Raw genomic sequence first — 23,665 nt, forward strand, 5'->3', positions numbered from 1 at the left:
GGTTCCTCCCCCGCTTATATAGTACTTTTTAAAATTTCTTCAAAAGCCGACTCTACTGCTGAGGAAAAAGCCTCCCCGTAATTATTATTCCCCTCTATATTATAAATCAACATCGTCAGCTCTTCGATAAATCCATTTAATAAAATAGTATTTTCGTTATATGTAATGACAGGGTCCTTATGTAACTTTATTGATTCAACTAATAACGGCCAAACTGCTTGTTCAAAATGAAGTTGCCCGTATTGTTCTTCTTCATCAACTAAATAAACAAATGTCATTTTCTCTGAATCGGTAATCATTTTCCCTGATGGGATTAAAGTTTGTGTTTTTAATTTTTCAAGTATCGGAAAGGTTATTACTGGACCGTTTTGAGTCCCACTATTAATATGAATTTCAGTACGCATAAAATATTCTTCCCTTCATCATTCAATACGTTTAGTCTATCATATGGCGCCCAGTCTTGCAGTTCGAAAAGTAGGGTTTTCACTTGAACTAACTATAGCATTTACTTAAGTTAGTAATTAAAAGCCCTTGCCCATGGAGCTGTTTATTTGTGAAAGTCGACAACCGTTGGTAGAATATCAATACAGTCAGAGCAAAGGAGATAAATCAAAATGACCCGTAAACCTTTGATTCCATACGAAATGATTGGCGAAGAGAAATTATCCGAGCTTATCGACTTATTTTATGAAAAAGTAGCCGTTCATCCTGATTTACACTCTATTTTCCCGGATGATCTGACGGAAACAGCTCGAAAACAAAAACAATTTCAAACTCAATATTTAGGCGGACCTAATTTATATAGCGATGAACATGGACACCCAATGATGAAAGCACGTCATAATCCTTTTCCAATAACTCCAGTACGTGCAGAGGCTTGGCTGTCTTGTATGTCTGAGGCCATGGACGAAGTCGAACTCGATGAACAATTACGCGAGTTCTATTATAAGCGTTTAGCTTTAACAGCTAGACATATGGTGAATAAGGAGGGGAATTCGTGATTTCGCGAACTCTGATGGAAAATCCATTAAATCCATCCTTATTGACAAGGCCGATTGAATTATATGTTTTTATCGATCCGACATGCAGCGAGTGCTGGAGACTCCAGCCAGTACTACGTAAACTACAAGTTGCCTATGAAAAGTATTTTACATTAAGAGTTATTTTACGCACGTCTCTACCGACGATGAATTTACCTTGTACCAGTAATGATAATTCCTATGAAACTTGCGAGAAATCACATCCCTCGTTTCCAGCGATTGCCATTAAAGCTGCGGAATTTCAAGGTAAACGAGCGGGACAACGTTTCATATCAAAGTTATTTGAGTACTCGTATTTAAAATCAAGAAATGTTACATCTTTTTCAGTACTTGTTGAAATTGCTGAATTACTTCATTTAGATGTAAATGAATTCATACGCGATTTCACTTCAAGAAATGTGCATCGATCCTTGCAAATAGATTTATTCATGTCTCAAGAAATGGAAGTTGAACATGCGCCAACATTCGTGTTTTTCAATTCGAATATTGAAGACGAAGGATTAAAGGTTAGCGGCATCTATGATTTTGATGTGTATGTTCAAATTCTTGAGGAGCTTATCGGCCAAGCAATCATACCCGACTCCCCTCCTCCACTGGAGAACTTATTTAGTCGATATGATACACTTACGACCATGGAAATTGCCAATATATATGGCATCACGGAGAAATCCGCTGAACGCGAATTAAAAAAGCGCCTATTGCAACAAGATGTGGAACGTATGGCGTTTAATGATACAACCTTATGGCGAAAAAATGTAATTAATAAAAAGAGCTGTCGATCAAAAATCGATGGCTCTTTTTTGTATTGAATCCAATTAAACAAAAAGAGCATCCACACCTGGGGGGGAGTGGATGCTCTTTATAAAAGGGAATGGGAGAAATGTTCACGTTCAAACAAAAGGGGTGTATGTTTGATATGTGATTTATTTCACATCCTTACTTTATCATGAAATAATAGATACATCAACATTTCACAATCAATTTAACAAGATTGTCACAAATAACATTTGATATCAGGCATAAAATTGAAAAAATCCACTTCAATAAATGAAATGGATTCTCTTCATGATCGACTTATTTTAAAAGTAACGATTCGAGTTCGTTTAATTTTTCTTCGAAGACGCGGCATGCTTCTTCAATCGGCGCCGAACTTGTCATGTCGACTCCAGCTTTTTTAAGCACTTCAATCGGATAGTCGGATGAACCGGCTTTCAGGAAGTTATTAATATAACGTTCAACAGCAGGCTCGCCTTCTGTCAATATTTGATTACTCAATGAAACTGCGGCGCTATAGCCTGTTGCGTATTGATAAACATAATAATTATAGTAGAAATGCGGAATTCGCGCCCACTCGATACCGATTTCTTTATCGACAACTATGTCATCACCAAAGTATTTTTTGTTCAATGCATAATATTCTTCAGTGAGCTTTTCAGCTGTCAACGCGACACCTTGCTGATCTAGCTCGTGAATTAAATGTTCAAATTCAGCAAACATCGTCTGGCGGAATACAGTACCGCGGAAACCATCTAACCAATTATTTAATAGATAAATTCGTTGTTGTTCATCTTCAGTCGTCTTTAATAAGTAATCGTTTAAAATCGCTTCGTTCACTGTCGATGCAACTTCGGCAACAAATATTGAATATCCGCTATAGATAAATGGTTGATGCTTACGTGAATAATAACTATGGACACTATGCCCGAACTCATGAGCTAGTGTAAATAAATTACTGACGTTATCTTGCCAGTTCATTAATATATATGGATTTGTTCCATATGCACCCGAAGAATAAGCACCCGAACGTTTTCCAACGTTTTCTCGGACGTCTACCCAACGATTGTCAAGGCCCTCTTTAACAATGGACGTATACTCCTCGCCTAATGGGTGGAAACTCTCTAGCATTGTCTGCGCAGCTTCTTCGTACGTATATTTAATATCCACATCTTTGACAAGCGGCGCAAACAAGTCCCACATATGAAGCTCATCTAATTCGAATACCTTTTTACGCAACGCTACATAGCGTTGTAATAAATGAACATTATCATTAATCGTTTTTACAAGATTATCGTATACTTGCTCTGGTATGTGATTGTTCGACATTGCCGCTTCCCGGGCATTGGAATAATTTCGAATGCGCGCATTCACATTATCCCGTTTAATATTCCCGGAAAGTGTTGAGGCAAACGTGTTGGAAAACTTATCATACGTCGAATACATCGCTTTAAATGCTTCTTCTCGAACGCGCGGATTGTCACTTTCCAGGAATCCGATATAACGGCCGTGCGATAATTCAACTTCCTCGTCGTCTTCATTTTTCACTTCAGGGAATTTAAGATCCGCATTATTCAACATGCTAAACGTCTCTGAAGATTTCCCCGTAACTTCTGAGAGTTGTGCAAGAAGTGCTTCTTGTTCAGCAGGCAATACATGCGGACGTTGCTTATTCACTTCTTCAAACTCTTGCTTGTACAAACGGAGACCATCATGTTCTTCAACCCAAGCATTGATTTTTTCTTCATCAATTGATAACAACTCAGGCAAGAAATAAGATAGTGCTGTTGATGCTTTTACAAAAAGAGTCTTTATTCTACCATCCATCGCTTGATAAAAACTGTTTGTGGTGTCTTGATCGGATTTTAAATGGGAGTACACATATAAACGACGCAATCTTTCAGAAAGTTCATCACGGTATTTTAGCGCTTCAAATAAAGCATCCGCCCCGTCTTCAAGTTTTCCTTTAAATGACTCAGCTTTGTTAGAAAGTGCGTCGACTTCTTTATATTCTTGCTCCCACTCGTCGTCTGTAGCAAAAATGTCTTCTAAACGCCATGTTTCTTCAACATTTACTTCATCTCGAGTCAACACTTTATTCTTTGTATCGTTCGACATATTTTCTCCCCCTTTTATCGTTACTTCGAGTAACAAACAACCTTCATTTTCTCAATATTCATTTCACTTTGCAAGGAATTTGTGCGAAAGTTTTTCGATGAATTGCTTTTCATCAAAGTTTCCTATGTTATTAATCGATTTCATGTTCAACGATAGTAAAAAGTCACGATAGTTCATACATGCTTTTAATTGACTATCAGTTGGACCATCAAATCTCTCAACGAAATCATAAAGAAAAGCATCACTAATAGTATGAACAGTCAACTTTTCTCTATGCAAAAAGTGCACGAATCCTAATTGCCATTCACAAGGATGTTCGCGAAATGGATTCATGTACGAAACGGGAATGCCGATCCACATCGGAAGTTCAGAGGGAAGAATTCTCAGATCATAACAACCACGAAGAAAGGGATCATTCACTCCCCTTCGATTGAGCAAGATTCGATTTTGAAGAAATTTTTTACGAGCAGACAAAAATAGCCTAGCGTAGCTTTGAAGTTCATCGTCACTCGGAATTTTCGGTTTGGCGAATGGAAAGATTTGCTTCGAAATAGGTAGAGTTCGATGTAATCCAATATATCTTCTTCCTGCTATATGAAGAAGGCTGCTGAAATAATGGAAACGTTCGAATTGAGGGTTATACGTGAGGAAAATAATATTTTCGGGAAGTGTTTTTGTGAAAAAACTTTTTTCAAACTCAGAAAATTGAATTATTACAACACCTTGGGGGAGTGTTTTTAAATTTCGGGGCGTATGCAACAACCAGATCGGCTTCATACCAGCCTTATTATAGCCTGCCGTTCTCGATTCGATTAGTTTTTTGGGTATTGTACTGCATTGAAACTCGATTGGGAATTGTTCAGATGCAATTGTTACCAGAAGATCCGGTCGCTGCGATAAAGCTGTGAAATAAGGCTCCAATTTTACTTCCACATTAATTCTCTTAAAAAAGCTGAATAGGTCCTGTTTTCCTTGGAGATGTTCCTTCGATTCCCCTTCTGAGAACGATGCTGAACACGATTTATCTTTCTTATGAGCAAAATGCGGTATTACTACGTCACCTACTTTTAAATGCACGGGATTATTGCATTGCGGACAATAAAACAATGTCGAACTTCGCCACTTTCTTAATTGTTCTCTCTTCATGCGAGATGAGAGAAAAACAATTGTTCCATCTTCTTGTTTTGCAGTTAGTATTAAAATCACGCTCCTTTTCACAATCTTACAAAACTTCAAGATAATATGCAAGATATTATTTATAGCAAATAAAAAAACGCAATAACCATTTTGGGGTCACTGCGTCAGGTTTATTTAATTATCCTTCAAAAAAATTTTTCAATTTGTGAAAATACATCAGAATCTACGATTATATCTCCATATTCTTTAAGAAGATGGATGGTTGTCTTCGTAGGCACTCCAAATTCAGAAAGGACACTAAACATATTTGTTTTTTGCTTATCATCCATTAGTTCCGAATCATAAACGATGTGTAAATAATATTTCTCGTTATAATAGTAGAGTGATGTCTCTGCTTCATAGTGTCGCATCCGGCTGGCTAGTTGAATAACATTTTCGAACTCATTAAATTCAAACGTGTTTTCCACCCATTCCACGTTATTTTCCGTAGCGCTTAATATATCCTCCATCGATTGGAAGCTTCCTCCACCGATCTCGTGAAATACATCTTGTTGATCATCTGAGCCAAATGGGGATTCGCTAACTTGACCATCGGCCGTAGTAGCACGTGTAACTGTCACTTCGATACCATTCTTCTTAGCATGAACTTGTATCCATAGCGGACCTTCCGCTTCAAATTCAGCTTCATCATTAATTTCGTCCATCATATCCCAGAAAAGTTCCTCGCTTTTTTCACGGTTATACCATACCTCTTCACGAGTGAATCCACGTTCTTCAATATCCATATATGAAAGAAAAAATTTAACAGTATTTTCATTTATCCGTTCTATTTCCATTTTTAATCTCCCCCTCCCTATAAAATAGGTTTTGTAACGATTCCCTGTCAGAGAATGCAATAATCCTACAATGCTTATATTTATTATATGACCATGCGGCGTGATTTGTAAGGGTTTTACCACAGATCAATATTTTTTGATAGTAAAAGACATTGTAATTAACATCCGTCAGGAATGCAAGGGAAAGACAAAAGCTGATAGGTGAACGGCATTTTTCAATGTCCTCCTATCAGCTTTTAAAACTTTCACTTAGTTGACCATGCGCCGCGCTTCAAGCAGCTGATAGGCCCTTACTTTTCTCGGTAGGAAACGACGGATTTCATCTTCATTATATCCTACTTGGAGCCTTTTTTCATCAAGAATGATCGGTCGTCTTAATAGACCTGGATGCTCTTGAATTAATTCGTAAAGTCGTTGCAGTGGAAGACTTTCCACATCGACATTAAGTTTTTGATAAATTTTAGATCTTGTCGAGATAATTTCATCAGTACCATCTTCCGTCATACGAAGAATTTCTTTTATCTCATCGATATTCAAAGGCTCTGAAAAGATGTTTCGTTCTGTATAAGGAATTTCATGTTCCTCCAACCATGCTTTTGCTTTTCTGCATGACGTACAGCTTGGTGAAGTGAATAATGTGACCATCATACGCAAACCCTTCCTTTCAAATCGGCTCGTTCTATTAGTACTTATTTAAAATGAAACTAAATTAGAATTATTTTAAACTAAACGCTTACCTATTATTATACACAAGTTTATTAATGAATAAAACACTTTTTCAAAATTACTTGCTTTTTATGAACAATTTGTCACAATTCCGCAATATAATGAGGTTTATCAGGACTTTTAGTTGATTTTTATTTCTTATATAATGGTATACCCTTCACTTAGAATAATTAAACATTTGTTTTTCGAAATTTTATTTTCTCATTTAGATTAATTTCATTGAAAATGAAGCCTATACTCCTTATTAATACGTTTGAACCCCAAGAAAAGTTTCAAACAAAAAAGGAGACACGGCGATGTGTCTCCAATTTTTCATTTACTGTTTATAGTTGACTCCTGGTGTATAGCGATTTCCCGCGTTCCAAAGAAGGAATTCTTCGATTCCATTATCTTTTAATGCTTTTATTTGCGCTTCTACTTCCTTTTTGCCGTAAATCAAATAATTTCCTGAACCAAGCCACGGTGCACTAAAATCTTGAATCCATGGTCTTGAAATTGGTCTGTTTTCCAATGCATCGAGAACATTATTTTCTACTTTTGCATATTCTGAAACAAGTTTATATGGTTCAGTGTCTGGTTTTGAGATGCCAAAGTAGGATGTCCAATGACTTGGGTAAATCATAGATGAAATCACATCGACGTTTTCAGATATTCTCGAGAAGTTTTGACCTATTCCAGGCGCTTCCGAAAGGGTTGCGGCGTAACCGAAGATATCTACAGAAACTTTAACTCCGTAAGGTTTCAACTTTTCACGAGCATAAGCAACGAAATCAGTTACCGCTTCAACACGTCTTTGAACAGGATCAAGTTCAGATTCCTTATAATCCTCGTAAGAATACTCTACTGAATCGTGACGTTTTTCGAATCCTTCAGGAAACCTGACATAATCAAATTGAATTTCCTGAAAACCCATTTTTGCTGCTTCAATGGCAATTTCAATATTATGATCCCATACTTCTTTCATAAAAGGATTTACAAATGCTTCCCCTCGACCGTTTTTCCAAACCTTTCCATTTTCAACGAATGATAAATCAGGCCGTTTTTCTGCTAACACACTATCCTTAAAGACGACAATTCTCCCTATCGGATAGATTTGTTTCTCTTCCATCTCTTCTAACATCTTACGCGGATTTTTAATATAAGGTTTTCCAATACCTAAATCTTTCAATGGAGAATCATCCGCTGGTACGTATGTAATGTTGCCGAAATCATCTTTAATGTCGATAACCATCGCATTTAAGTCGGTTGTCTCCATTAAATTGACCAGAGTGCCAAACTTTGCGCCTCCAGCTGAATGTCCGGTTACATAAACGCCGCGAATTGCGTCCGGATACTCAAATGTAAGTCCCGAGTCATATCGAAACAATGTGGACGTAGCAACAAGTTGTTCATCATACGCTTCAAAACCATATGTCATCTCAGAAAAATCTTCTACTTCATTTTTTCCCTCGGCATGTACCACAACTGGAACCGCAATTCCTAAAGCAAGTACAAATGCCGTCGCCCATTTAATTAAATACATTTTTCGACAACATCCTTTCTTATTCTCCTAGTTTAGCAAGAAGGCGACATAATTGAAAGTGTTAGATGGCGTAAGCACAGTCTTGCTTAATAGTCAATTTTCGTTTATAATTATAAGAACTAATAATTGAACAGCATTGAAGGAAAGAGTAACCTCGGCGTAGTTTCCCAGAGAGTCTGTGGTGGTGAAAACAGATAACTACACGAGGTGAAATGGGTTCCTGAGCTTGGCAGATGAAATAAAGTTCAATTTGAACTTTTCATTAGTCAGTCACGTTTTTCCGCGTTAAGGAGCTTTGAGAGGCTTTCGGGCAATTCGGGTGGTACCGCGGTTGAAAAGACATCAATCGTCCCTTTAATTAGGGATGATAAGGAAGAATGGAACTCCATTCTTCTCTGATGTCTTTTTATTATGAGGAGGAATTTATATGAAAACAATTTTTTCTGGTGTACAACCGACAGGAACAGTGACAATCGGGAATTACATTGGGGCATTTCGCCAATTCACAGAGTTGCAATATGAATACGATTGTCTATTTTGCATTGTCGACCAACATGCAATCACAGTACAACAAGATCCAAAAGAATTGAGTAAAACGATTCGTTCACTGGCAGCTCTTTATATCGCGAGCGGAATTGATCCAGAGAAGGCAATTTTATTTATTCAATCTGAAGTTCCGGCGCACGCCCAAGCTGGATGGATTATGCAATGTCTTTCTTATATTGGCGAACTTGAGCGAATGACACAGTTTAAAGACAAGTCAGATGGGCAAGAAGGGGTTTCGTCAGCACTTCTTACTTATCCGCCGCTAATGGCTGCCGATATCCTGCTTTATAATACGGATATTGTGCCTGTCGGCGATGACCAAACCCAGCACTTGGAATTGACTCGTGATCTTGCCGAAAGGTTCAATAATCGCTACGGGAAGATATTAAAAGTACCAGAAATCCGCATTCCAAAACACGGTGCACGCATAAAATCGCTCCAAGATCCATTGAAGAAAATGAGTAAATCAGATCCGAATAACAGAGCGACTATCTCATTGCTTGACACGCCTAAACAAATCGAAAAAAAGATTAAAAGCGCTGTTACTGATTCAGAAGGAATCGTTCGATTCGATGAACAAAACAAACCGGGTGTTTCAAATCTATTGACGATCGAATCCGCAATGAGTGGTAAATCGATTGATGAAGTCGTTTCAAAATATGATAGCCTCAGATATGGTGATTTCAAAGCCGGCGTAGCAGAAGTTGTCATCAACCATTTAACGCCAATCCAAGAAAAGTATTATGATTTGCTTGAATCTCCCGAGCTAGATAGCATCTTGGATGACGGAGCGGAAAGAGCAAATGCCATTGCATCGGCTACTCTGAAAAAAATGGAGAACGCGATGGGCCTCGGTAGGCAACGGTAATGGTGAGCGTAATTGCAGATATGACCAACAATGCGAAGTCCGCTGTCCGAAAGATAAAGTAAAAAATTTGACTCCATTCATAACCGAGCGCTCTATAGTTAAAATAGAAAATGACGTGCGAAATGCTGACAACGAGTAGTCCATAACTTATGAGGAATAAAAATACACGTGTAATAACGCATCGCCCTTTACGTTTTCTATAACTATATGAACAAATAGCCCTCTTTTAGACGAAGGTACAGAAACAAAAGCAGGGAAAAATTGAATTGCCTTTTTCCTTGATAGAAAAAGGCAACTTCGGCAAAATGCGGAGTTGCCTTTTTTAACTTTACAAGTCAATCTTTGAATGACTTAATAGAGTAAATAATGTTATCAGACATGCGAAACAATCAGCGTTGCTTTTCCTTCCATCTCAAATTCACCAGCGTTCGCTGGAAGTATGAAATGGTCGCCTTCTTTAACGCGGTATAGTTTATTGCCAATATTTAAAGTACCGTCTCCTACAATGACACTTGCCAACAAAAATGCTTTGTAGTTAAATTTCGCCTTTCCTTCAATGTCCCATTTATATACAGTGAAATATTCCGCTTCAACAAATTTTGTAATCGTTGCCCCTGGAATTATGCTCTGTTCCGGGGTTGCTACAGTGTCACGATGAGGAATCGTCGAAACGGCAATCGAATTATCGATATGCAATTCACGTAACCGACCATCTTGGTCAACCCGGTCGTAATCATACAAACGATAAGTCGCATCTGAACTTTGCTGTGTTTCTAGTACAACCGTTCCCTTACCTAATGCATGAATCGTTCCGCTCGGCACATAGAAAAAATCACCCGGTTTAATTTTCACTCTTCGTAGTAACTGATCCCACTCACCTTTTTCAATTCGCTCAGTAAACTCGGTTTTCGTCTTTGCATCATGTCCTAAAATGATTTCAGCGCCTACTGCACAATCGATAATATACCAGCATTCTGTCTTTCCAAGTTCACCACTTTCATAAAGTTCGGCATATGCATCATTCGGATGAACTTGAACGGACAAATCAGTATTCGCGTCTAAAATTTTTGTTAATAGCGGAAATACATCCGCCTTATGATTTCCAAATAACACCGGTTGCTCTTGCCAAAGTTCGATTAACGTTTTTCCCGAAAAATCACCGGTTTTCACAATTGACGGTCCATTCGGGTGTGCTGAAATCGCCCAACATTCCCCCGTACTATCAGACGGGATGTCGTAACCAAACTGCTCTTTCAAAGCAGTTCCGCCCCAAATTCGTTCTTGAAATACCGGTTCTAAAAACAATGGTTGCTTCATAAAAAAACATCCTTTCAACACTTAAATCTTTTTCTCACTTTATCATCAATAAGAAAAGACGTCCCATCAAACGGAACGTCTCTCTGTAAATCATATTTTTTTGAAAACAAGCGTAGCGTTATGCCCGCCGAAACCAAGTGAATTGCTCATCGCATATTCGATATTCGCTTTTCGTGCTTCATTTGGCACGACATCCAAGTCGCATTCTGGATCAGCGTTTACGTAATTTGTTGTTGGCGGTAAAATTCCTTCTTGAAGGGCTTTTACTGTAAAGATTGCTTCAAGTCCGCCAGCTGCACCTAAAAGATGGCCAGTCATCGATTTTGTCGAGCTAATCGCCAGTTTGTATGCATGGTCACCGAACACGGTCTTCGCCGCCATCGTCTCGAACTGGTCGTTGTACGGCGTACTTGTACCATGTGCATTAATATAGTCGATTTTATCAGGTGAAATTCCGCCTTCTTCAATCGCTTGCATCATCGCGCGCGCCGCCCCTTCGCCTTCCGGAGCCGGTGCAGTAATATGGTGCGCATCGCCGGTCGATCCGTAGCCAATCATTTCAGCGTAAATCTTCGCTCCGCGTTTAACCGCATGCTCATACTCTTCTAGAATTACAATTCCTGCACCTTCCCCGATTACAAAGCCGTCTCGTTCAGCATCGAACGGTCGGGATGCTTGAGTTGGATCCGGGTTCAAAGACAATGCTTTGTTTGCACAAAATCCAGCGACAGCCATTGTCGTGATTGGCGCTTCTGCTCCGCCTGAAATCATTACGTCTGCTTCGCCGCGACGAATTACTTCGAACGCATCCCCGATTGAGTTCGTTCCGGATGCACAAGCAGTCACGGTACATGAGTTAATTCCTTTCGCGCCAAAATGAATCGATACCTGGCCAGAAGCCATATCTGGTATCATCATTGGTACAAAGAAAGGACTTACTCGGCGATATCCTCTTTCTTGGAACGTTAAAAACTGTTGTTCATGCGTCTCCATGCCGCCTATTCCAGAGCCGATCCAGACGCCAGTACGAGGTTTAAGGTCCTCATCGAGTTCTTCTAACCCTGCGTCTTTCATCGCCATAATGGATGCTGCAAGCGCGTAATGAGTGAAGCGGTCCATTTTACGTGCTTCTTTACGTTCAATATAGTCTTCAATATTAAAATCTTTTACTTCAGCGGCTACTTTAACAGGAAATTGTTCACTGTCGAGTCTCGTCAGCGGTCCAATACCTGATTTACCATTAATAACAGCTTCCCATGATTCTTCAGCTGTATTTCCTACTGGTGAAATAGCTCCGATTCCCGTAATAACTACACGTCGTTTAGTCATATTTTATAACTCTCCTTTAGAAATAAATAGCCTATAGAATTTAGTATAAATGCTGTCCTTATTATTAGCATGCAGAACGATTATTTACCCCAACGCATACAAATTGCGCCCCAGGTTAATCCTCCGCCGAAACCGACGAATACGATAACATCATCGTCTTTTACCTTACCTTCAGCAAGGTCATCGACTAGTGAAATCGGAATCGATGCAGCGGAAGTATTTCCGTATTTATGAATCGTTTTAGACATTTTCTCAATCGGTAAACCCAATCGTTCCCGTGAAGCTTCCATAATCCGGATATTTGCTTGGTGCGGAATTAAATAATCCACATCTTCTTTGTCCAATCCAGCTTTCTCGATAACATTCATGGCAGATTGCCCCATTTGACGCACCGCGAATTTAAATACTTCGCGACCGTTCATGATAAGCTTTTCATCTTGATAAAGATGCTTCCCGCCGGAACCGTCTGCGCCAAGTTCGAAAGACAAAATTCCGCGACCTTCGCTTACTCTTCCTACAACGGCAGCCCCTGCACCATCGCCAAATAGAACTGCTGTATTCCGGTCATCCCAATCCGTGATTTTAGATAGCTTTTCTACGCCGACGACAAGCACATAATCATACGAGCTTGACTCTACAAATTGCTTTGCAGTGACGAGACCGTACATGAAGCCCGCGCAAGCAGCTGAAACATCCATTGCAGCTGCATTTTTAGCGCCTAGCTGTTCTTGCAACATCGTAGAGACGGATGGAAACGGACGATCAGGAGTAACCGTTGCGACGAGTATTAAGCCGATTTCCTCGGGACTCACCCCGGAATTTTCAATTGCATCGACAGCCGCATGGTAGGCCATATGAGATGTATCCATATCATCGGCCGCGATTCTTCTTTCCTCAATCCCTGTCATTGTTCGGATCCATTCATCAGATGTGTCCATACGTTTTTCAAGATCCTCGTTCGTTAATATATGTGACGGCACGTATTTTCCGACTCCCAATATACCTGCATTCATAAAAAATATCCTCCGTTCTTTATCATCTATTATTAGCACCTGGTATTAATCATAAGAGATTCGGACAGTTTTTACAACATCTCGACACCAATTCGCCTCAAAAAAACTTTATAATAATTGATTAATTGTTTCCCAAGTGTCAACCCTATGGTATGATAGTTGAGGAAATAGTAATGTAGAGGTGAACTTAATTGAGATTCATTTTAACTTTTGTATGGTCTTTCGCTTTAGTAACATTGCTTAATTACGTCGTTGGAGCGATTGCAAACGTAAAATTCAATTTTGAAGCAGGCATCATTTTATCAGTAGTTGTAGGAATTTTAGTAATTCTCATTGGCGAATCAATGCCAAAAGGACCTATTTCGGATAATTAATTTTAAAAAAGCAGCTATGGAAAAGTGCCATAGCTGCTTTTTATTTACACTGTTTTATTGACAACAACGAGTTTACCGTTTTGCATCGTCAGTAGGAATTCTCCGTTCGGTCCAATCTCGCCTTTTATCAATTCCCCCGCGACGACCGTTTCAACATATCGTTGGATAAATCGTTTCAATGGACGTGCACCGAAATCCGCATCTGTCCCTTCTTCGACAATCCAATCCAATACATTTTCATCGTATTTCATCACTATTTCTTGTTCATCAAGTCGCAATACGAGATCATCAAGCATTTTCCGTGAAATCTGTTTAAATGCGTCGCCAGTTAATGAATGGAAAATAATTATGTCATCCATTCGGTTCAGTAGCTCTGGCTTGAAATGATTTCTTAATTCTGCCATAACCAAATCCTCGGCGGCATGGTTTTCATTCTCATCCAATTCATGAAGTAGATAAGCTGAACCAATATTCGACGTCATAATGATGACTGTATTTGTAAAATTAACCAGCCTTCCTTGACTGTCTGTAATTCGGCCATCGTCAAGTACTTGAAGAAGGATATTTGCGACATCCGGATGCGCTTTTTCAATTTCATCCAATAGCACGACTGAATAAGGATTACGTCGAACGGCTTCGGTTAATTGCCCGCCTTCTTCATAACCTATATATCCCGGCGGCGCACCGACGAGCCTAGAAACGCTATGTTTCTCCATGTATTCCGACATATCGATCCGAATGAAATGATCTTCAGAATCAAATAATGTCGCAGCTAATGTTTTCGCGAGTTCAGTCTTCCCTACGCCTGTTGGCCCGAGAAATAGAAAAGACCCAATTGGTTTGTTCGGATCTTGAATGCCTGCGCGCGCCCGCCACACTGCTTCTGTTACAAGTTGAACAGCATCATCTTGCCCAATAACCCGTTCTTGAAGAGTTTCACGTAAACGGAGAAGCTTTTCCCGCTCTCCTTCAACTAATTTGGTTACTGGAATGCCTGTCCATCTTGCAACAATCGTCGCGATTTCTTCTTCAGTCACTTCCTCACGTAAAAGTCGATTTTCTTTACTATCGAGCAATGGCGCTTCCAGTTTTTTTAGTTCGGCTTCCATTGCCGGAATTTTTCCGTGGCGAAGTTCCGCCGCTTTATTTAAATCATAGCGATTCTCCGCATCCTCTAGTTCCCGTCTGAACTGATCGAGCTGTCCTCGTTTTTCTTGAATTTTACTTAATGTTTCTTTTTCCGATTCCCATTGAGCACGCATATCAGCGGATGAATCCTTCAATTCTTGTAATTCTTCGCGTAATAGTTCAAGTCTTGTTTGGCTCGCTGCATCTTTTTCTTTCTGCAAAGCTTGCTCTTCAATCTCGAGTTGCATCATTCTCCGAGTGACAGCATCAAGTTCTTGCGGCATCGAATCGATTTCTGTTCGAATCATGGCACTTGCTTCATCGATTAAATCGATTGCTTTGTCCGGTAAAAATCTTTCTGTAATATAGCGATTAGACAATGCGGCAGCCGCTACAATCGCTCGGTCATGAATACGCACACCGTGATGCAATTCATACATTTCTTTTAACCCCCGTAAAATCGAGACGGTATCTTCAACGGAAGGTTCGCGAACCATTACTTGCTGAAAACGACGTTCCAATGCTGGATCTTTTTCGATGTACATTCGATATTCGTCAAGTGTCGTTGCACCGATACAATAGAGCTCCCCGCGTGCCAACATCGGTTTTAACATATTACCGGCATCCATTGCCCCGTCCGTTTTTCCAGCTCCGACAATCGTATGGATTTCATCGATAAAAAGGATAATTTGTCCATCGCTGTCTTTTACTTGTTTCAATACACTTTTCAAGCGTTCCTCAAATTCTCCGCGATATTTTGCACCGGCGATGAGCGCGCTCATGTCAAGTTCGAAAATTTCGCGTCCTTTTAACCCTTCTGGAACGTCCCCTTTTACAATTCTTTGTGCGAGCCCCTCTACGATGGCCGTTTTACCGACGCCAGGTTCTCCGATTAAGACCGGATTGTTTTTCGTTTTCCGCGATAGAATTCTAATTGTATTCCGAATTTCTTCATCGCGTCCGATGACAGGATCCATCTTGCCGTTTTTCACTTCTTCAACTAGATTGCGACCAAATTGTTCAAGCGGTGTCCGTTCGTCTTCCTGCTGTCCCTGCATTCTCATAAACAATCACCTTCCACGTATTCGACTTTGACTTTCTTTGACTAATTAAATTATATAATGATTTCACCTATGAGTAAAGTGGTTTGATTGGATAGAAAAAGACTGTACAACTTAGTAAGAAGTCATACAGTCTTTGAATTGTATAAAGCTTTTTATCGTACGCCTAATGCCATTTTAGCGTATCGCGACATATTGTCTTTTGACCATGGCGGATTCCAAACAATATTGACGTCTACGTCTTTTACTTCCGGAAGCTCCATAAGTTCTTGTTTAATATTTGCAACAATTTGAGGTCCCATTGGACAGCCCATTGATGTAAGTGTCATTGTTACTATTGCAGTGCCTTCTTCATCTAATTCAACATCATAAACAAGCCCTAGATTTACAATATCAATCCCAAGCTCAGGGTCAATAACGTTTTCAATTGCGCCCATCATACTGTCTTTCATTTCTTGACTCATTGTTTTTACCCCTTCCAATTCAGTTGATACCCTCATCATAACAGCCAAAGGTCATTCATACAAATGACTTGCAAGCCAGTTTACAGAAGAAAGCATACCGGCCCTTGTCACCGCATGGGCTGCAACTTTATCCGTCACAAAACGAAGTCGATCAGGGACGTTCTCATAGTCATCTTTTATAGCTTCATAAAACTTATACATCGGTCTGTATGGAACAACAGGATCATTTTTTCCGTGCCAGAAGAATAGCGGTCTTTGATTCAGCACAGACTGATTCTTTGTAATATCAAATTGTGCTAAATCAGTAAATAACTTCTCTCTCTCATTTTTTGTCACGGGCAATTTAAACCCTTCCGATTCAAATTGTTTAATCTGCGCTTTTGCTAATTCTACAAATCCGGCTGCGCCCATCATGACAGCAGCAGCATCAATCCATTCGTACATTTTCAGCGCGCCTAAAGTTGTAATTCCGCCCATCGATGTTCCGGCAACGCCGATTTTCTTGGATGATAAGAGATTACGGTCGTTAAGTTCCTTGCGAATGAAAGCCAGTTCTTCAATAGATGTTAATACAATTTCCCAAAATCGAAGTGATAATTCGACTTCATCCAAATTTTCTTCACGCACACCATGTAAATATGCATCTGGTAATAATACACGCATCCCTTTTTTCGCAAGATTGTATGCGTAGTGCAGATTATGTTCTTTTGCACTTGTAAATCCATGGAAGAAGACAACAACCGGGACTTCTTTATGTTCATTTTCTTGTTCTACAATATGTAATAATGGAATTGCTCCCCAAGTTTCTTCATTCAGGATCATTCAATCACAACCTTTTTTCTTTTCATTTCAGCGTACCAAATTTTTCTAGGAAAAACAAAAAGGTTGTTTAAGCTACTGGCTTCTTTGACTTGGATAATGTCTTAAAGGTAAACTTATATAATAAAGGGGGATTTTCTTGAAACCACATTTAATCGTCCTCGATCTCGACGGGACTTTATTGACAGATGACAAAATAATAACGAAAAAAACAGCCCAGACTTTGCAAAAAGCAAAAAGTGAAGGCCATCATGTAATGATTGCAACAGGCAGACCATACCGCGCGACTGAACTTTATTATCGGCAACTTGGTCTAATTACGCCCGTTGTAAATTTTAATGGAGCTTTTGTGCATCATCCCGGCAATCGTTCTTGGAAAACGATTCATGAAACGCTTTCTCTATCCGTCGTGAAAGAGGTTGTGGAAGCGATGCAAGAATTTCCGTGGAATAATATGGTCGCTGAAGTCATGGATGATGTTTATGTCCATTATCATGATGAAAAAGTTTTAGATAATTTCAAGATGGGTACTCCGAAAGTAACCACTGGCGAGATTCAAAACTATCTAAAAGAAGATCCGACTTCGTTACTTATCCAAGCTGATGAAAGTCATGTCAATACGATTGTCCAACATCTCGACCATATTCACGCCGAAGTTGTCGGACATCGCGTATGGGACTCGCCTTTCGGTCATGTTATCGAAGTTTTTCGAAGCGGTCTGAGTAAAGCAGCTGGTCTATCCCATGTTGCAAAGTGGATGGATATTCCAAAAGAACGCATAATTGCCTTTGGCGATGAAAATAATGATCTTGAAATGATCGAATATGCAGGAATTGGCGTCGCGATGTCGAACGGGATTGATGAGTTAAAATCGATTGCCGATGAAGTGACTACAAAATCGAATAATGAAGATGGCATTGCACAAGTACTCGATGAACGGTTACAATTAAAGTAAGAATATTGATACAAATAGAAAATGGGGGATCAGTTAATGAGAATATTTGCAGATAGCGCATCCGATTTGCCAAAATCATTTTTTGATGAAAATGATGTTACGTTAATTCCGCTGCATGTATTAATTGACGGGAAAGAGTATGAGGATATCCTCGAAATAGATTCGAGGGAAGTTTACAAAACGATTCGAGAAGGCGGACAACCTAAAACATCACAAATTTCGCCCGAAGAATTGTTGGAGAGATGGACCGAACTTTCGAAATCTGGAGAAGAAGGCATTTATATTGCGTTTTCATCTGAATTATCGGGTACATATAACACCGCGGTAATGATGCGCGACCAAGTCAAAGAGGAAAACGAAAATTTAAACTTGATCATCGTGGATTCCAAATGCGCCTCACTTGGATATGGACTTCTTATTAAAGAAGCCGTTCGACTTCGTAATGCGGGCGAAACGTTGGAAGAAATCGAAGAAAAGATTCGTTTTATGTCCGAACATATGGAACATCTATTTACCGTAGAAGATCTCGATTATATGGCACGCGGAGGAAGAGTGTCGAAGGCAAGCGCATTCATCGGCGGATTACTAAATATTAAACCGCTATTGCATGTAGAAGATGGAAAACTAGTCCCTATTGAAAAGCATCGTGGACGTAAAAGAGTATTGCGCCGAATTATCGAGTTAATGGAGGAACGCGGTGATCATTTGGCCAAACAAACCATCGCGATCAGTCATGGCGATGATGAAGCGATCGCGCTCGAGTTGAAAGCGTTAGTCGAAGAAAAGTTTAGTCCTAAAAATGTTGAAATACACATGATTGGTTCGGTTATCGGAGCACATGCCGGACCTGGCACAGTTTCAATATTTTTCCTGAATAAGCTTAATTAATACTAAGTTGTAAAGGGTGATAATGTGAAAGTAGTCGTAATCGGTGCTGTCGCGGGAGGATCAACTGTTTCATCACAAATTAGGCGAGTTCTTCCGAATGCTGAAATCACACTGATAGGTCTGGAAGGAAAAATCGGTTACGGGACGTGCGGGTTACCATATGTTATCGGCGGTTTAATCGAAGATGAAACAAAAGTGAGCGGCCCGTCTCCTGATAGATTTGGCGAGAAACGCAATATTACGACGCTCACCCGCCACGAAGTTACATCGATTAACCGAAAAGCAAAAACTGTGGAAGTCCAAAATCTCGAAACGGATGAAGTTTTCACGCTGTCGTACGATAAACTTATCATGTCGACAGGTGGAAAATCACGCATACCGGAAATTAAAGGGCTTGGAAAGTTACCTTTGATCACTTTGAAAAGCTTTACTGATATGGAGAAAATCCTGAAATTCATCGAACGAGAAAAACCCAGTTCATGCGCGATTATGGGCGGCGGCTTTATAGGTATCGAACTTGCGGAGAACTTCAGGCGTTTGGGACTTCAAACTGCGCTTATCGAACGAAATGATCGTGTCATGAAAGCAATGGATAAAGAACTTTCGGATATCCTATACAAAGAAATGGCAGATAACGGAGTAGAATTTTATTTTAATGATGAGATTGAGCGGGTTGAAGGAAAGAAATTGATCATGAAAAATGGGATGAATTTTGAAGTCGACTTTATCGCGGCAAGCATTGGAATCATTCCGAATACAGCGTTAGCTGAAAGCATCGGATTAACAATCGGCGAAACAGAAGGCATTGTTGTAAATGACTATATGCAAACGAATGACCCTGATATCTATGCGATCGGCGATGTCGCGGAAACTTCGGATTGGCATACTGGTAAACCTAAAAGGGTTCAGCTCGCTTGGCACGCTCATCGTCAAGCTTATATTGTAGCTAGTCATCTCAGTGAAAAGCCGGTGAAAATCAACGGGTTTCTCGGCACGACAATAACGAAATTATTTTCATTGACCGCAGGAATGACAGGTCACTCGGAACAAAGCCTAATTGACGAAGGTATTGAATTTGAAACGGTTACCTATCAAGGTCGGACCAATGCGGGATATTACCCGGATCACGGAACAATTGCATTGCGCATCCATTACGATCGTAATTCTCGTTTACTATTAGGCGGACAGGCTGTTGGTAACAAAGGTGTCGATAAGCGCATTGACGTTATTGCAACAGCGATTATGGGGAATATGACCGTAGATGATTTGGCCGCACTTGAACTTAGCTACTCTCCCCCATATTCCTCACCGAAAGACCCGGTGAACATGCTTGGTTATAAAGCAAAGTAATTGTCTATTAACAAAAAGATCCCAAGACGGCAATGTCGCTGTCTTGGGATTTCATTTATTTTTGTTCTTCCGCTTTGTTTTTCTTTCCTCTTCTCCACACTGCCCAAAGGAATCCTAGGAACAATGTATAAACAAGAATTGAAGCGATTAAATAAGGGATATTAAATCCTTTATCTTCATCTACAATGTATACTTCAGCCAATTCTCGTTCGAGGACAACCCGATACTTCCCATCTTTTGATTGTTTAATCATATCGCCACCGACAACGCCGCGCAATCTTTTATTATCTCCGATAACTTCTTGATCAATTTCTAAATTGTCGGTTTTAGATGTATTATTTAATGCGACAATCCAAGTTTCTTCATCTGACGAACGCTTGAAAACTGTAAAGCCATCTTTGTTATGCAGCATCTCGAAATCCCCATTGCGAAGTGTGTCAGATTTGTTCCGCAGCGAGTTTAAATCTCCAATATACTCTTGTAATTCCATATCTGTTTTAAAGTTCGATATTGGATGGCTTTCAGGTGCTTCTTTCCCGTTAACTGCAATCTCAGATCCATAAGGCATCACCGGAATCCCAGGCAATGTGAATAATGCAGTTGTGGCTACTTTCCATCTAGTCGGCGGAAACATTCTCAAGGTAAACATTTCATACGTAAAGCGAGGCCCTGTCAATTCATCGAATTGGATGATGTCCGTTTCGTTTTCATCTTCAAATAACTGAAGAGGTGATGAATCGGGATCGACTTGGACATACGACTGTTTGAGTGCTTTCATTTTTTCTATATTAGGCACTGTATCAAAATTAGCGCTCGATGCTTCTGTCGACATTACATAAATTGTGTCATCTGCCTTTTTAATTTCAGCGATTGCCTCATTTAGAAAGTCTTCATCGAAATCCCCTAATCTTGTTAAACGAATTCCAGCCAGCTCGTACTTATCCACGAATGAAACAATCGCATCAATGATCATTTCTTTCGCAACTGGACTTGAAATATCCCAGTCAACAGTTCCATCGCCTGCTGGAATAGACGGTACAAGATCATTCTTCACCCATGCATGATTCTCGCTAACCCCGTTTAATGGAAAATCAGCAACAACGCCGATGTTTTCTTTCTTTAAGGATTTAATCATGTCAGTAAACTCTTCTTCCGTTCCGAAATGCGGTTCTAACATTTCGTAATCGAGGACTTCGTTTCCGTCATAAGTTGCTGTGCTGAATACAGGTCCAATTGAAACTAATGTAAAACCCATTTCAACAATATAGTCCAATTTTGCAGCAATGCCTGCGAAATCTCCGCCGCTAAATGCGTTCATATCTCGAGGATTAACGCCTTCATTATTGTCGTAATTCCCGTCATTAAATCGATCGACCAGTAAATCGTATATGCTTTCATCTTGTAGCGTTCGATCATTTTTTGCGAATACCCCTGTTGGATAAATTATAGATAAAATCAAAGTCATTGATAATAGTAGCCCAAACCATGTATTACTTTTCACAAATAAATCCTCCTAATTAACGAACTATCACTCTTCATTTTAACAAACGAAATGAGTAGTGGCTATTCTTTCATCAATAAATTGATCGTTGATTGTAGAAATGGGGCGGATATGTGAAATATAAGTGCTAGTTGATTTTTCGTTTCGAACGGCCCCTTACTTCTTCTACTCGTCGCTAGGTTCATGGTCATTGAGAAATTCATTACGGCAGTATTTATAAAATCCATTATTCAAGTAGTCGTCTTTTATAAGAACCGTTGATTTCCGTTGCGGGCGAGCGCTTTCCTGCGGGCGAGCGCCAAGCCTCCTCGTCGCTGCGCTCCTGCGGGGTCTCGGCTGTCTCGCTGATTCCGCTGGAGTCGCCACCCTCCACTCCAATCAACTAATTTCTCTAATTTATTAAAGTTATATCGAATGCTACAACATATCTTCCTGATCATTTTAATAATAGAAACGTAAAATAAAAAGCATGATAGGAATATAAAAATTCCCACCATGCTTTGAATTGTTAAATAGTCCGGCTTTTTTTCTTAATTAAGCGAACCAGTTGATGCCCATCGGCAGTTTAAATCCGAGGAACATGGTTGCGAATAAGAAGATGAAAAAGAAAATCCATAATGTCGTAACGTTTTTCTCTTTGCTCGAACGAACTAGCACCATTTCCATTAGACCAATCGTAACAAGGCCAAGCAGGAATTTAACTCCGTACAGAGCAGGATCCAGTCCAGAGTGATTCATGAATAATATTGCACCTGAGACTAAAATTAGAACATAAAATAATCTACTGCTCATATGAACAATTTTGCGCCCTTTTGAGCCATTCGCCATTACAGCCGCTACTAGGAATAAAATGATTCCAACAACCCAAGTAAAAATGTGGAAATGTATCATCAACTTCACCTCATAAAAATTATGTCGTACTTATTTATCCTATCACAGATTCGGATGAGGCTTAAGCAAACATGCTTACACAAATTGATTTGAAAGTGTGCCGATCCCTTCAATCGAAATATTGACCGTATCCCCTTTTCGCAAGAAAACAGGCGGCTTCATGCCTTTTCCAACACCCGCTGGCGTGCCCGTCAAAATGATATCACCGGGTTCCAATGTCACAAACCGAGAAATTTCCGCAATAATTTCATCGACTTTAAACATCATTGCCTCTGTATTGCTGTTTTGTCTTATTTCATCATTTACTTTCGTAACAATCGATAAGTTATTCGGGTTTGGCAGTTCATCTTTAGTGACTAAATAAGGTCCCATAGGACAAGTGCCATTTAAACTTTTTCCGAGAAAGAACTGTCCATGCGCTGTTTGAATATCACGTGCGGTAATATCATTCGCAATTGTATAACCAAAAATATAATCATACGCCAATTGTTTAGGTATATTATGCCCCCTCTTACAGATGACAACTGCAAGTTCTCCTTCATAATCAAGGTTTTCCGTCACTTCAGCATGGATGGGTAATTGTTGTTCATCCGCAGCAATTGTCGTTGGTGATTTTGTGAATATCATTAACTTTTCAGGCGCTGCTTCGTCCCCCATTTCGGTTGCGTGATCAAAATAGTTTTTTCCTACGCAAATGACATTCTTCGGTGTTCTAGGAATTGGCGCAAGCCACTCAATAGATGAGAATGAATATTTATATTCGCTCGCATATTCGTCTTTTTCTGCACGGTTAACAAGTTTACGGATTGATTCGACGAAATCTAACCCCGATGAAACACCTTCGATGATCGTCTTCGGTAAACTAGTATCGCCGTAATGGATTGCCAAAGCCAACGCATCCCATACTGCCTCTTCCCTTTTTACCTTCGGACCATACAATGTCTGACCTTCCAATTGAAACGATAACAATTTCATCTTTTACCCATCCTCCCAATTCATAATTCCCTT

23 protein-coding genes and 1 other annotated feature are annotated in these 23,665 nt (G+C 39.8%); of the genes, 7 read left to right on the plus strand and 16 right to left on the minus strand.

The annotated features are described in order from the left end of the window. Positions 1 to 14 precede the first annotated feature (14 nt). Positions 15 to 404 (minus strand): UPF0738 family protein, encoded by a 390-nt coding sequence (locus tag G8782_RS05545; RefSeq protein WP_172369888.1) that lies wholly within the window; start codon positions 402 to 404, stop codon positions 15 to 17. 210 nt (positions 405 to 614) lie between these two features. Here G8782_RS05545 and G8782_RS05550 point away from each other — a divergent pair, with 210 nt between their 5' ends. After that, a complete protein-coding gene (locus G8782_RS05550) occupies positions 615 to 1,001 on the plus strand; it encodes a globin domain-containing protein (protein WP_172369889.1) in 387 nt (128 codons plus the stop codon). Next, complete coding sequence (locus tag G8782_RS05555) at positions 998 to 1,849, plus strand: DsbA family protein (RefSeq protein WP_343034971.1); 852 nt, start codon at positions 998 to 1,000, stop codon at positions 1,847 to 1,849. Before G8782_RS05550 ends, G8782_RS05555 begins: the two co-directional genes overlap by 4 nt. Before the next feature lie 265 nt (positions 1,850 to 2,114). Here G8782_RS05555 and pepF read toward each other — a convergent pair whose 3' ends face one another. From pepF to G8782_RS05580, 5 genes are all read right to left on the minus strand, one after another. After that, on the minus strand, positions 2,115 to 3,932 hold the full coding sequence (gene pepF, locus G8782_RS05560) for an oligoendopeptidase F (protein ID WP_172369890.1): 1,818 nt from the start codon (positions 3,930 to 3,932) through the stop codon (positions 2,115 to 2,117). A gap of 63 nt (positions 3,933 to 3,995) precedes the next feature. Beyond that, positions 3,996 to 5,138, minus strand: a complete 1,143-nt coding sequence (locus G8782_RS05565; protein ID WP_172369891.1) for a competence protein CoiA family protein — start codon at positions 5,136 to 5,138, stop codon at positions 3,996 to 3,998. A gap of 116 nt (positions 5,139 to 5,254) precedes the next feature. Continuing rightward, positions 5,255 to 5,905 carry an adaptor protein MecA gene (mecA, locus tag G8782_RS05570; RefSeq protein WP_172369892.1) on the minus strand — a complete coding sequence of 217 codons (651 nt, stop codon included), beginning with the start codon at positions 5,903 to 5,905 and terminating at the stop codon, positions 5,255 to 5,257. 249 nt (positions 5,906 to 6,154) lie between these two features. Continuing rightward, a complete protein-coding gene (gene spxA, locus G8782_RS05575) occupies positions 6,155 to 6,550 on the minus strand; it encodes a transcriptional regulator SpxA (RefSeq protein WP_166739594.1) in 396 nt (131 codons plus the stop codon). A 397-nt stretch (positions 6,551 to 6,947) separates the two neighbouring features. Continuing rightward, positions 6,948 to 8,153, minus strand: coding sequence for a putative glycoside hydrolase (locus G8782_RS05580; protein ID WP_172369893.1), 1,206 nt, complete (start codon positions 8,151 to 8,153; stop codon positions 6,948 to 6,950). 127 nt (positions 8,154 to 8,280) lie between these two features. Then, positions 8,281 to 8,510: a binding site (T-box leader), on the plus strand. A gap of 70 nt (positions 8,511 to 8,580) precedes the next feature. Here G8782_RS05580 and trpS point away from each other — a divergent pair. Continuing rightward, positions 8,581 to 9,567, plus strand: coding sequence for a tryptophan--tRNA ligase (trpS, locus tag G8782_RS05585; protein WP_172369894.1), 987 nt, complete (start codon positions 8,581 to 8,583; stop codon positions 9,565 to 9,567). Here the strand turns inward: trpS and G8782_RS18855 are convergent. The 4 genes from G8782_RS18855 to G8782_RS05600 all read right to left on the minus strand — a co-directional run bounded on the left by G8782_RS18855 (position 9,518) and on the right by G8782_RS05600 (position 13,226). Further along, positions 9,518 to 9,784, minus strand: a complete 267-nt coding sequence (locus tag G8782_RS18855) for a YuzI family membrane protein (RefSeq protein ID WP_484592858.1) — start codon at positions 9,782 to 9,784, stop codon at positions 9,518 to 9,520. The two genes, trpS and G8782_RS18855, sit on opposite strands and share 50 nt — an antisense overlap. Before the next feature lie 155 nt (positions 9,785 to 9,939). Beyond that, positions 9,940 to 10,884, minus strand: a complete 945-nt coding sequence (gene manA / locus G8782_RS05590) for a mannose-6-phosphate isomerase, class I (protein WP_172369895.1) — start codon at positions 10,882 to 10,884, stop codon at positions 9,940 to 9,942. 90 nt (positions 10,885 to 10,974) lie between these two features. Further along, the gene (gene fabF, locus G8782_RS05595) at positions 10,975 to 12,213 is read right to left on the minus strand and encodes a beta-ketoacyl-ACP synthase II (protein ID WP_172369896.1); all 1,239 of its coding nucleotides are present in this window, start codon (positions 12,211 to 12,213) and stop codon (positions 10,975 to 10,977) included. Positions 12,214 to 12,293: 80 nt separating this feature from the next. Beyond that, positions 12,294 to 13,226, minus strand: coding sequence for a beta-ketoacyl-ACP synthase III (locus G8782_RS05600; protein ID WP_172369897.1), 933 nt, complete (start codon positions 13,224 to 13,226; stop codon positions 12,294 to 12,296). Positions 13,227 to 13,417: 191 nt separating this feature from the next. On the opposite strand from G8782_RS05600, the gene G8782_RS05605 reads away from it, so the two are divergent. Beyond that, complete coding sequence (locus tag G8782_RS05605) at positions 13,418 to 13,600, plus strand: YjzD family protein (RefSeq protein WP_172369898.1); 183 nt, start codon at positions 13,418 to 13,420, stop codon at positions 13,598 to 13,600. Positions 13,601 to 13,644: 44 nt separating this feature from the next. On the opposite strand, the gene G8782_RS05610 is transcribed toward G8782_RS05605, so the two are convergent. From G8782_RS05610 to G8782_RS05620, 3 genes are all read right to left on the minus strand, one after another. Further along, the gene (locus G8782_RS05610; protein ID WP_172370228.1) at positions 13,645 to 15,786 is read right to left on the minus strand and encodes an ATP-dependent Clp protease ATP-binding subunit; all 2,142 of its coding nucleotides are present in this window, start codon (positions 15,784 to 15,786) and stop codon (positions 13,645 to 13,647) included. Between the two features lie 158 nt (positions 15,787 to 15,944). Continuing rightward, positions 15,945 to 16,253 (minus strand): metal-sulfur cluster assembly factor, encoded by a 309-nt coding sequence (locus G8782_RS05615; protein ID WP_172369899.1) that lies wholly within the window; start codon positions 16,251 to 16,253, stop codon positions 15,945 to 15,947. A gap of 51 nt (positions 16,254 to 16,304) precedes the next feature. Next, a complete protein-coding gene (locus G8782_RS05620; protein WP_172369900.1) occupies positions 16,305 to 17,075 on the minus strand; it encodes a prolyl oligopeptidase family serine peptidase in 771 nt (256 codons plus the stop codon). Positions 17,076 to 17,211: 136 nt separating this feature from the next. On the opposite strand from G8782_RS05620, the gene G8782_RS05625 reads away from it, so the two are divergent. Genes G8782_RS05625 through G8782_RS05635 form a run of 3 tightly spaced genes read left to right on the plus strand, consistent with a single transcriptional unit; the run spans position 17,212 to position 20,265 of the window. Continuing rightward, entirely contained in the window at positions 17,212 to 18,027 is an 816-nt protein-coding gene (locus G8782_RS05625) for a Cof-type HAD-IIB family hydrolase (protein ID WP_172369901.1), read from the plus strand. A gap of 36 nt (positions 18,028 to 18,063) precedes the next feature. Beyond that, the gene (locus G8782_RS05630) at positions 18,064 to 18,915 is read left to right on the plus strand and encodes a DegV family protein (RefSeq protein ID WP_172369902.1); all 852 of its coding nucleotides are present in this window, start codon (positions 18,064 to 18,066) and stop codon (positions 18,913 to 18,915) included. Between the two features lie 24 nt (positions 18,916 to 18,939). Then, positions 18,940 to 20,265 carry a CoA-disulfide reductase gene (locus G8782_RS05635; RefSeq protein ID WP_172369903.1) on the plus strand — a complete coding sequence of 442 codons (1,326 nt, stop codon included), beginning with the start codon at positions 18,940 to 18,942 and terminating at the stop codon, positions 20,263 to 20,265. A gap of 55 nt (positions 20,266 to 20,320) precedes the next feature. On the opposite strand, the gene G8782_RS05640 is transcribed toward G8782_RS05635, so the two are convergent. The 3 genes from G8782_RS05640 to G8782_RS05650 form a co-directional block, all read right to left on the minus strand. Next, positions 20,321 to 21,766 (minus strand): alpha-amylase family glycosyl hydrolase, encoded by a 1,446-nt coding sequence (locus G8782_RS05640; protein WP_172369904.1) that lies wholly within the window; start codon positions 21,764 to 21,766, stop codon positions 20,321 to 20,323. A gap of 534 nt (positions 21,767 to 22,300) precedes the next feature. Next, positions 22,301 to 22,657, minus strand: a complete 357-nt coding sequence (locus G8782_RS05645) for a YisL family protein (protein ID WP_172369905.1) — start codon at positions 22,655 to 22,657, stop codon at positions 22,301 to 22,303. A 75-nt stretch (positions 22,658 to 22,732) separates the two neighbouring features. Further along, a complete protein-coding gene (locus tag G8782_RS05650; RefSeq protein WP_172369906.1) occupies positions 22,733 to 23,632 on the minus strand; it encodes a fumarylacetoacetate hydrolase family protein in 900 nt (299 codons plus the stop codon). Between the last annotated feature and the right edge of the window lie 33 nt (positions 23,633 to 23,665).

The organism is Sporosarcina jiandibaonis, from assembly GCF_013184495.1.
Lineage (GTDB): Bacteria > Bacillota > Bacilli > Bacillales_A > Planococcaceae > Sporosarcina > Sporosarcina jiandibaonis.

Excerpts from the sequence above, each read along its gene's own strand:
- G8782_RS05545 (WP_172369888.1), bottom strand. The coding sequence starts at position 404 with ATGCGTACTGAAATTCATATTAATAGTGGGACTCAAAACGGTCCAGTA.
- G8782_RS05550 (WP_172369889.1), top strand. The coding sequence starts at position 615 with ATGACCCGTAAACCTTTGATTCCATACGAAATGATTGGCGAAGAGAAA.
- pepF (WP_172369890.1), bottom strand. The coding sequence starts at position 3,932 with ATGTCGAACGATACAAAGAATAAAGTGTTGACTCGAGATGAAGTAAAT.
- mecA (WP_172369892.1), bottom strand. The coding sequence starts at position 5,905 with ATGGAAATAGAACGGATAAATGAAAATACTGTTAAATTTTTTCTTTCA.
- spxA (WP_166739594.1), bottom strand. The coding sequence starts at position 6,550 with ATGGTCACATTATTCACTTCACCAAGCTGTACGTCATGCAGAAAAGCA.
- G8782_RS05580 (WP_172369893.1), bottom strand. The coding sequence starts at position 8,153 with ATGTATTTAATTAAATGGGCGACGGCATTTGTACTTGCTTTAGGAATT.
- trpS (WP_172369894.1), top strand. The coding sequence starts at position 8,581 with ATGAAAACAATTTTTTCTGGTGTACAACCGACAGGAACAGTGACAATC.
- manA (WP_172369895.1), bottom strand. The coding sequence starts at position 10,884 with ATGAAGCAACCATTGTTTTTAGAACCGGTATTTCAAGAACGAATTTGG.
- fabF (WP_172369896.1), bottom strand. The coding sequence starts at position 12,213 with ATGACTAAACGACGTGTAGTTATTACGGGAATCGGAGCTATTTCACCA.
- G8782_RS05600 (WP_172369897.1), bottom strand. The coding sequence starts at position 13,226 with ATGAATGCAGGTATATTGGGAGTCGGAAAATACGTGCCGTCACATATA.
- G8782_RS05610 (WP_172370228.1), bottom strand. The coding sequence starts at position 15,786 with ATGCAGGGACAGCAGGAAGACGAACGGACACCGCTTGAACAATTTGGT.
- G8782_RS05615 (WP_172369899.1), bottom strand. The coding sequence starts at position 16,253 with ATGAGTCAAGAAATGAAAGACAGTATGATGGGCGCAATTGAAAACGTT.
- G8782_RS05620 (WP_172369900.1), bottom strand. The coding sequence starts at position 17,075 with ATGATCCTGAATGAAGAAACTTGGGGAGCAATTCCATTATTACATATT.
- G8782_RS05630 (WP_172369902.1), top strand. The coding sequence starts at position 18,064 with ATGAGAATATTTGCAGATAGCGCATCCGATTTGCCAAAATCATTTTTT.
- G8782_RS05645 (WP_172369905.1), bottom strand. The coding sequence starts at position 22,657 with ATGATACATTTCCACATTTTTACTTGGGTTGTTGGAATCATTTTATTC.
- G8782_RS05650 (WP_172369906.1), bottom strand. The coding sequence starts at position 23,632 with ATGAAATTGTTATCGTTTCAATTGGAAGGTCAGACATTGTATGGTCCG.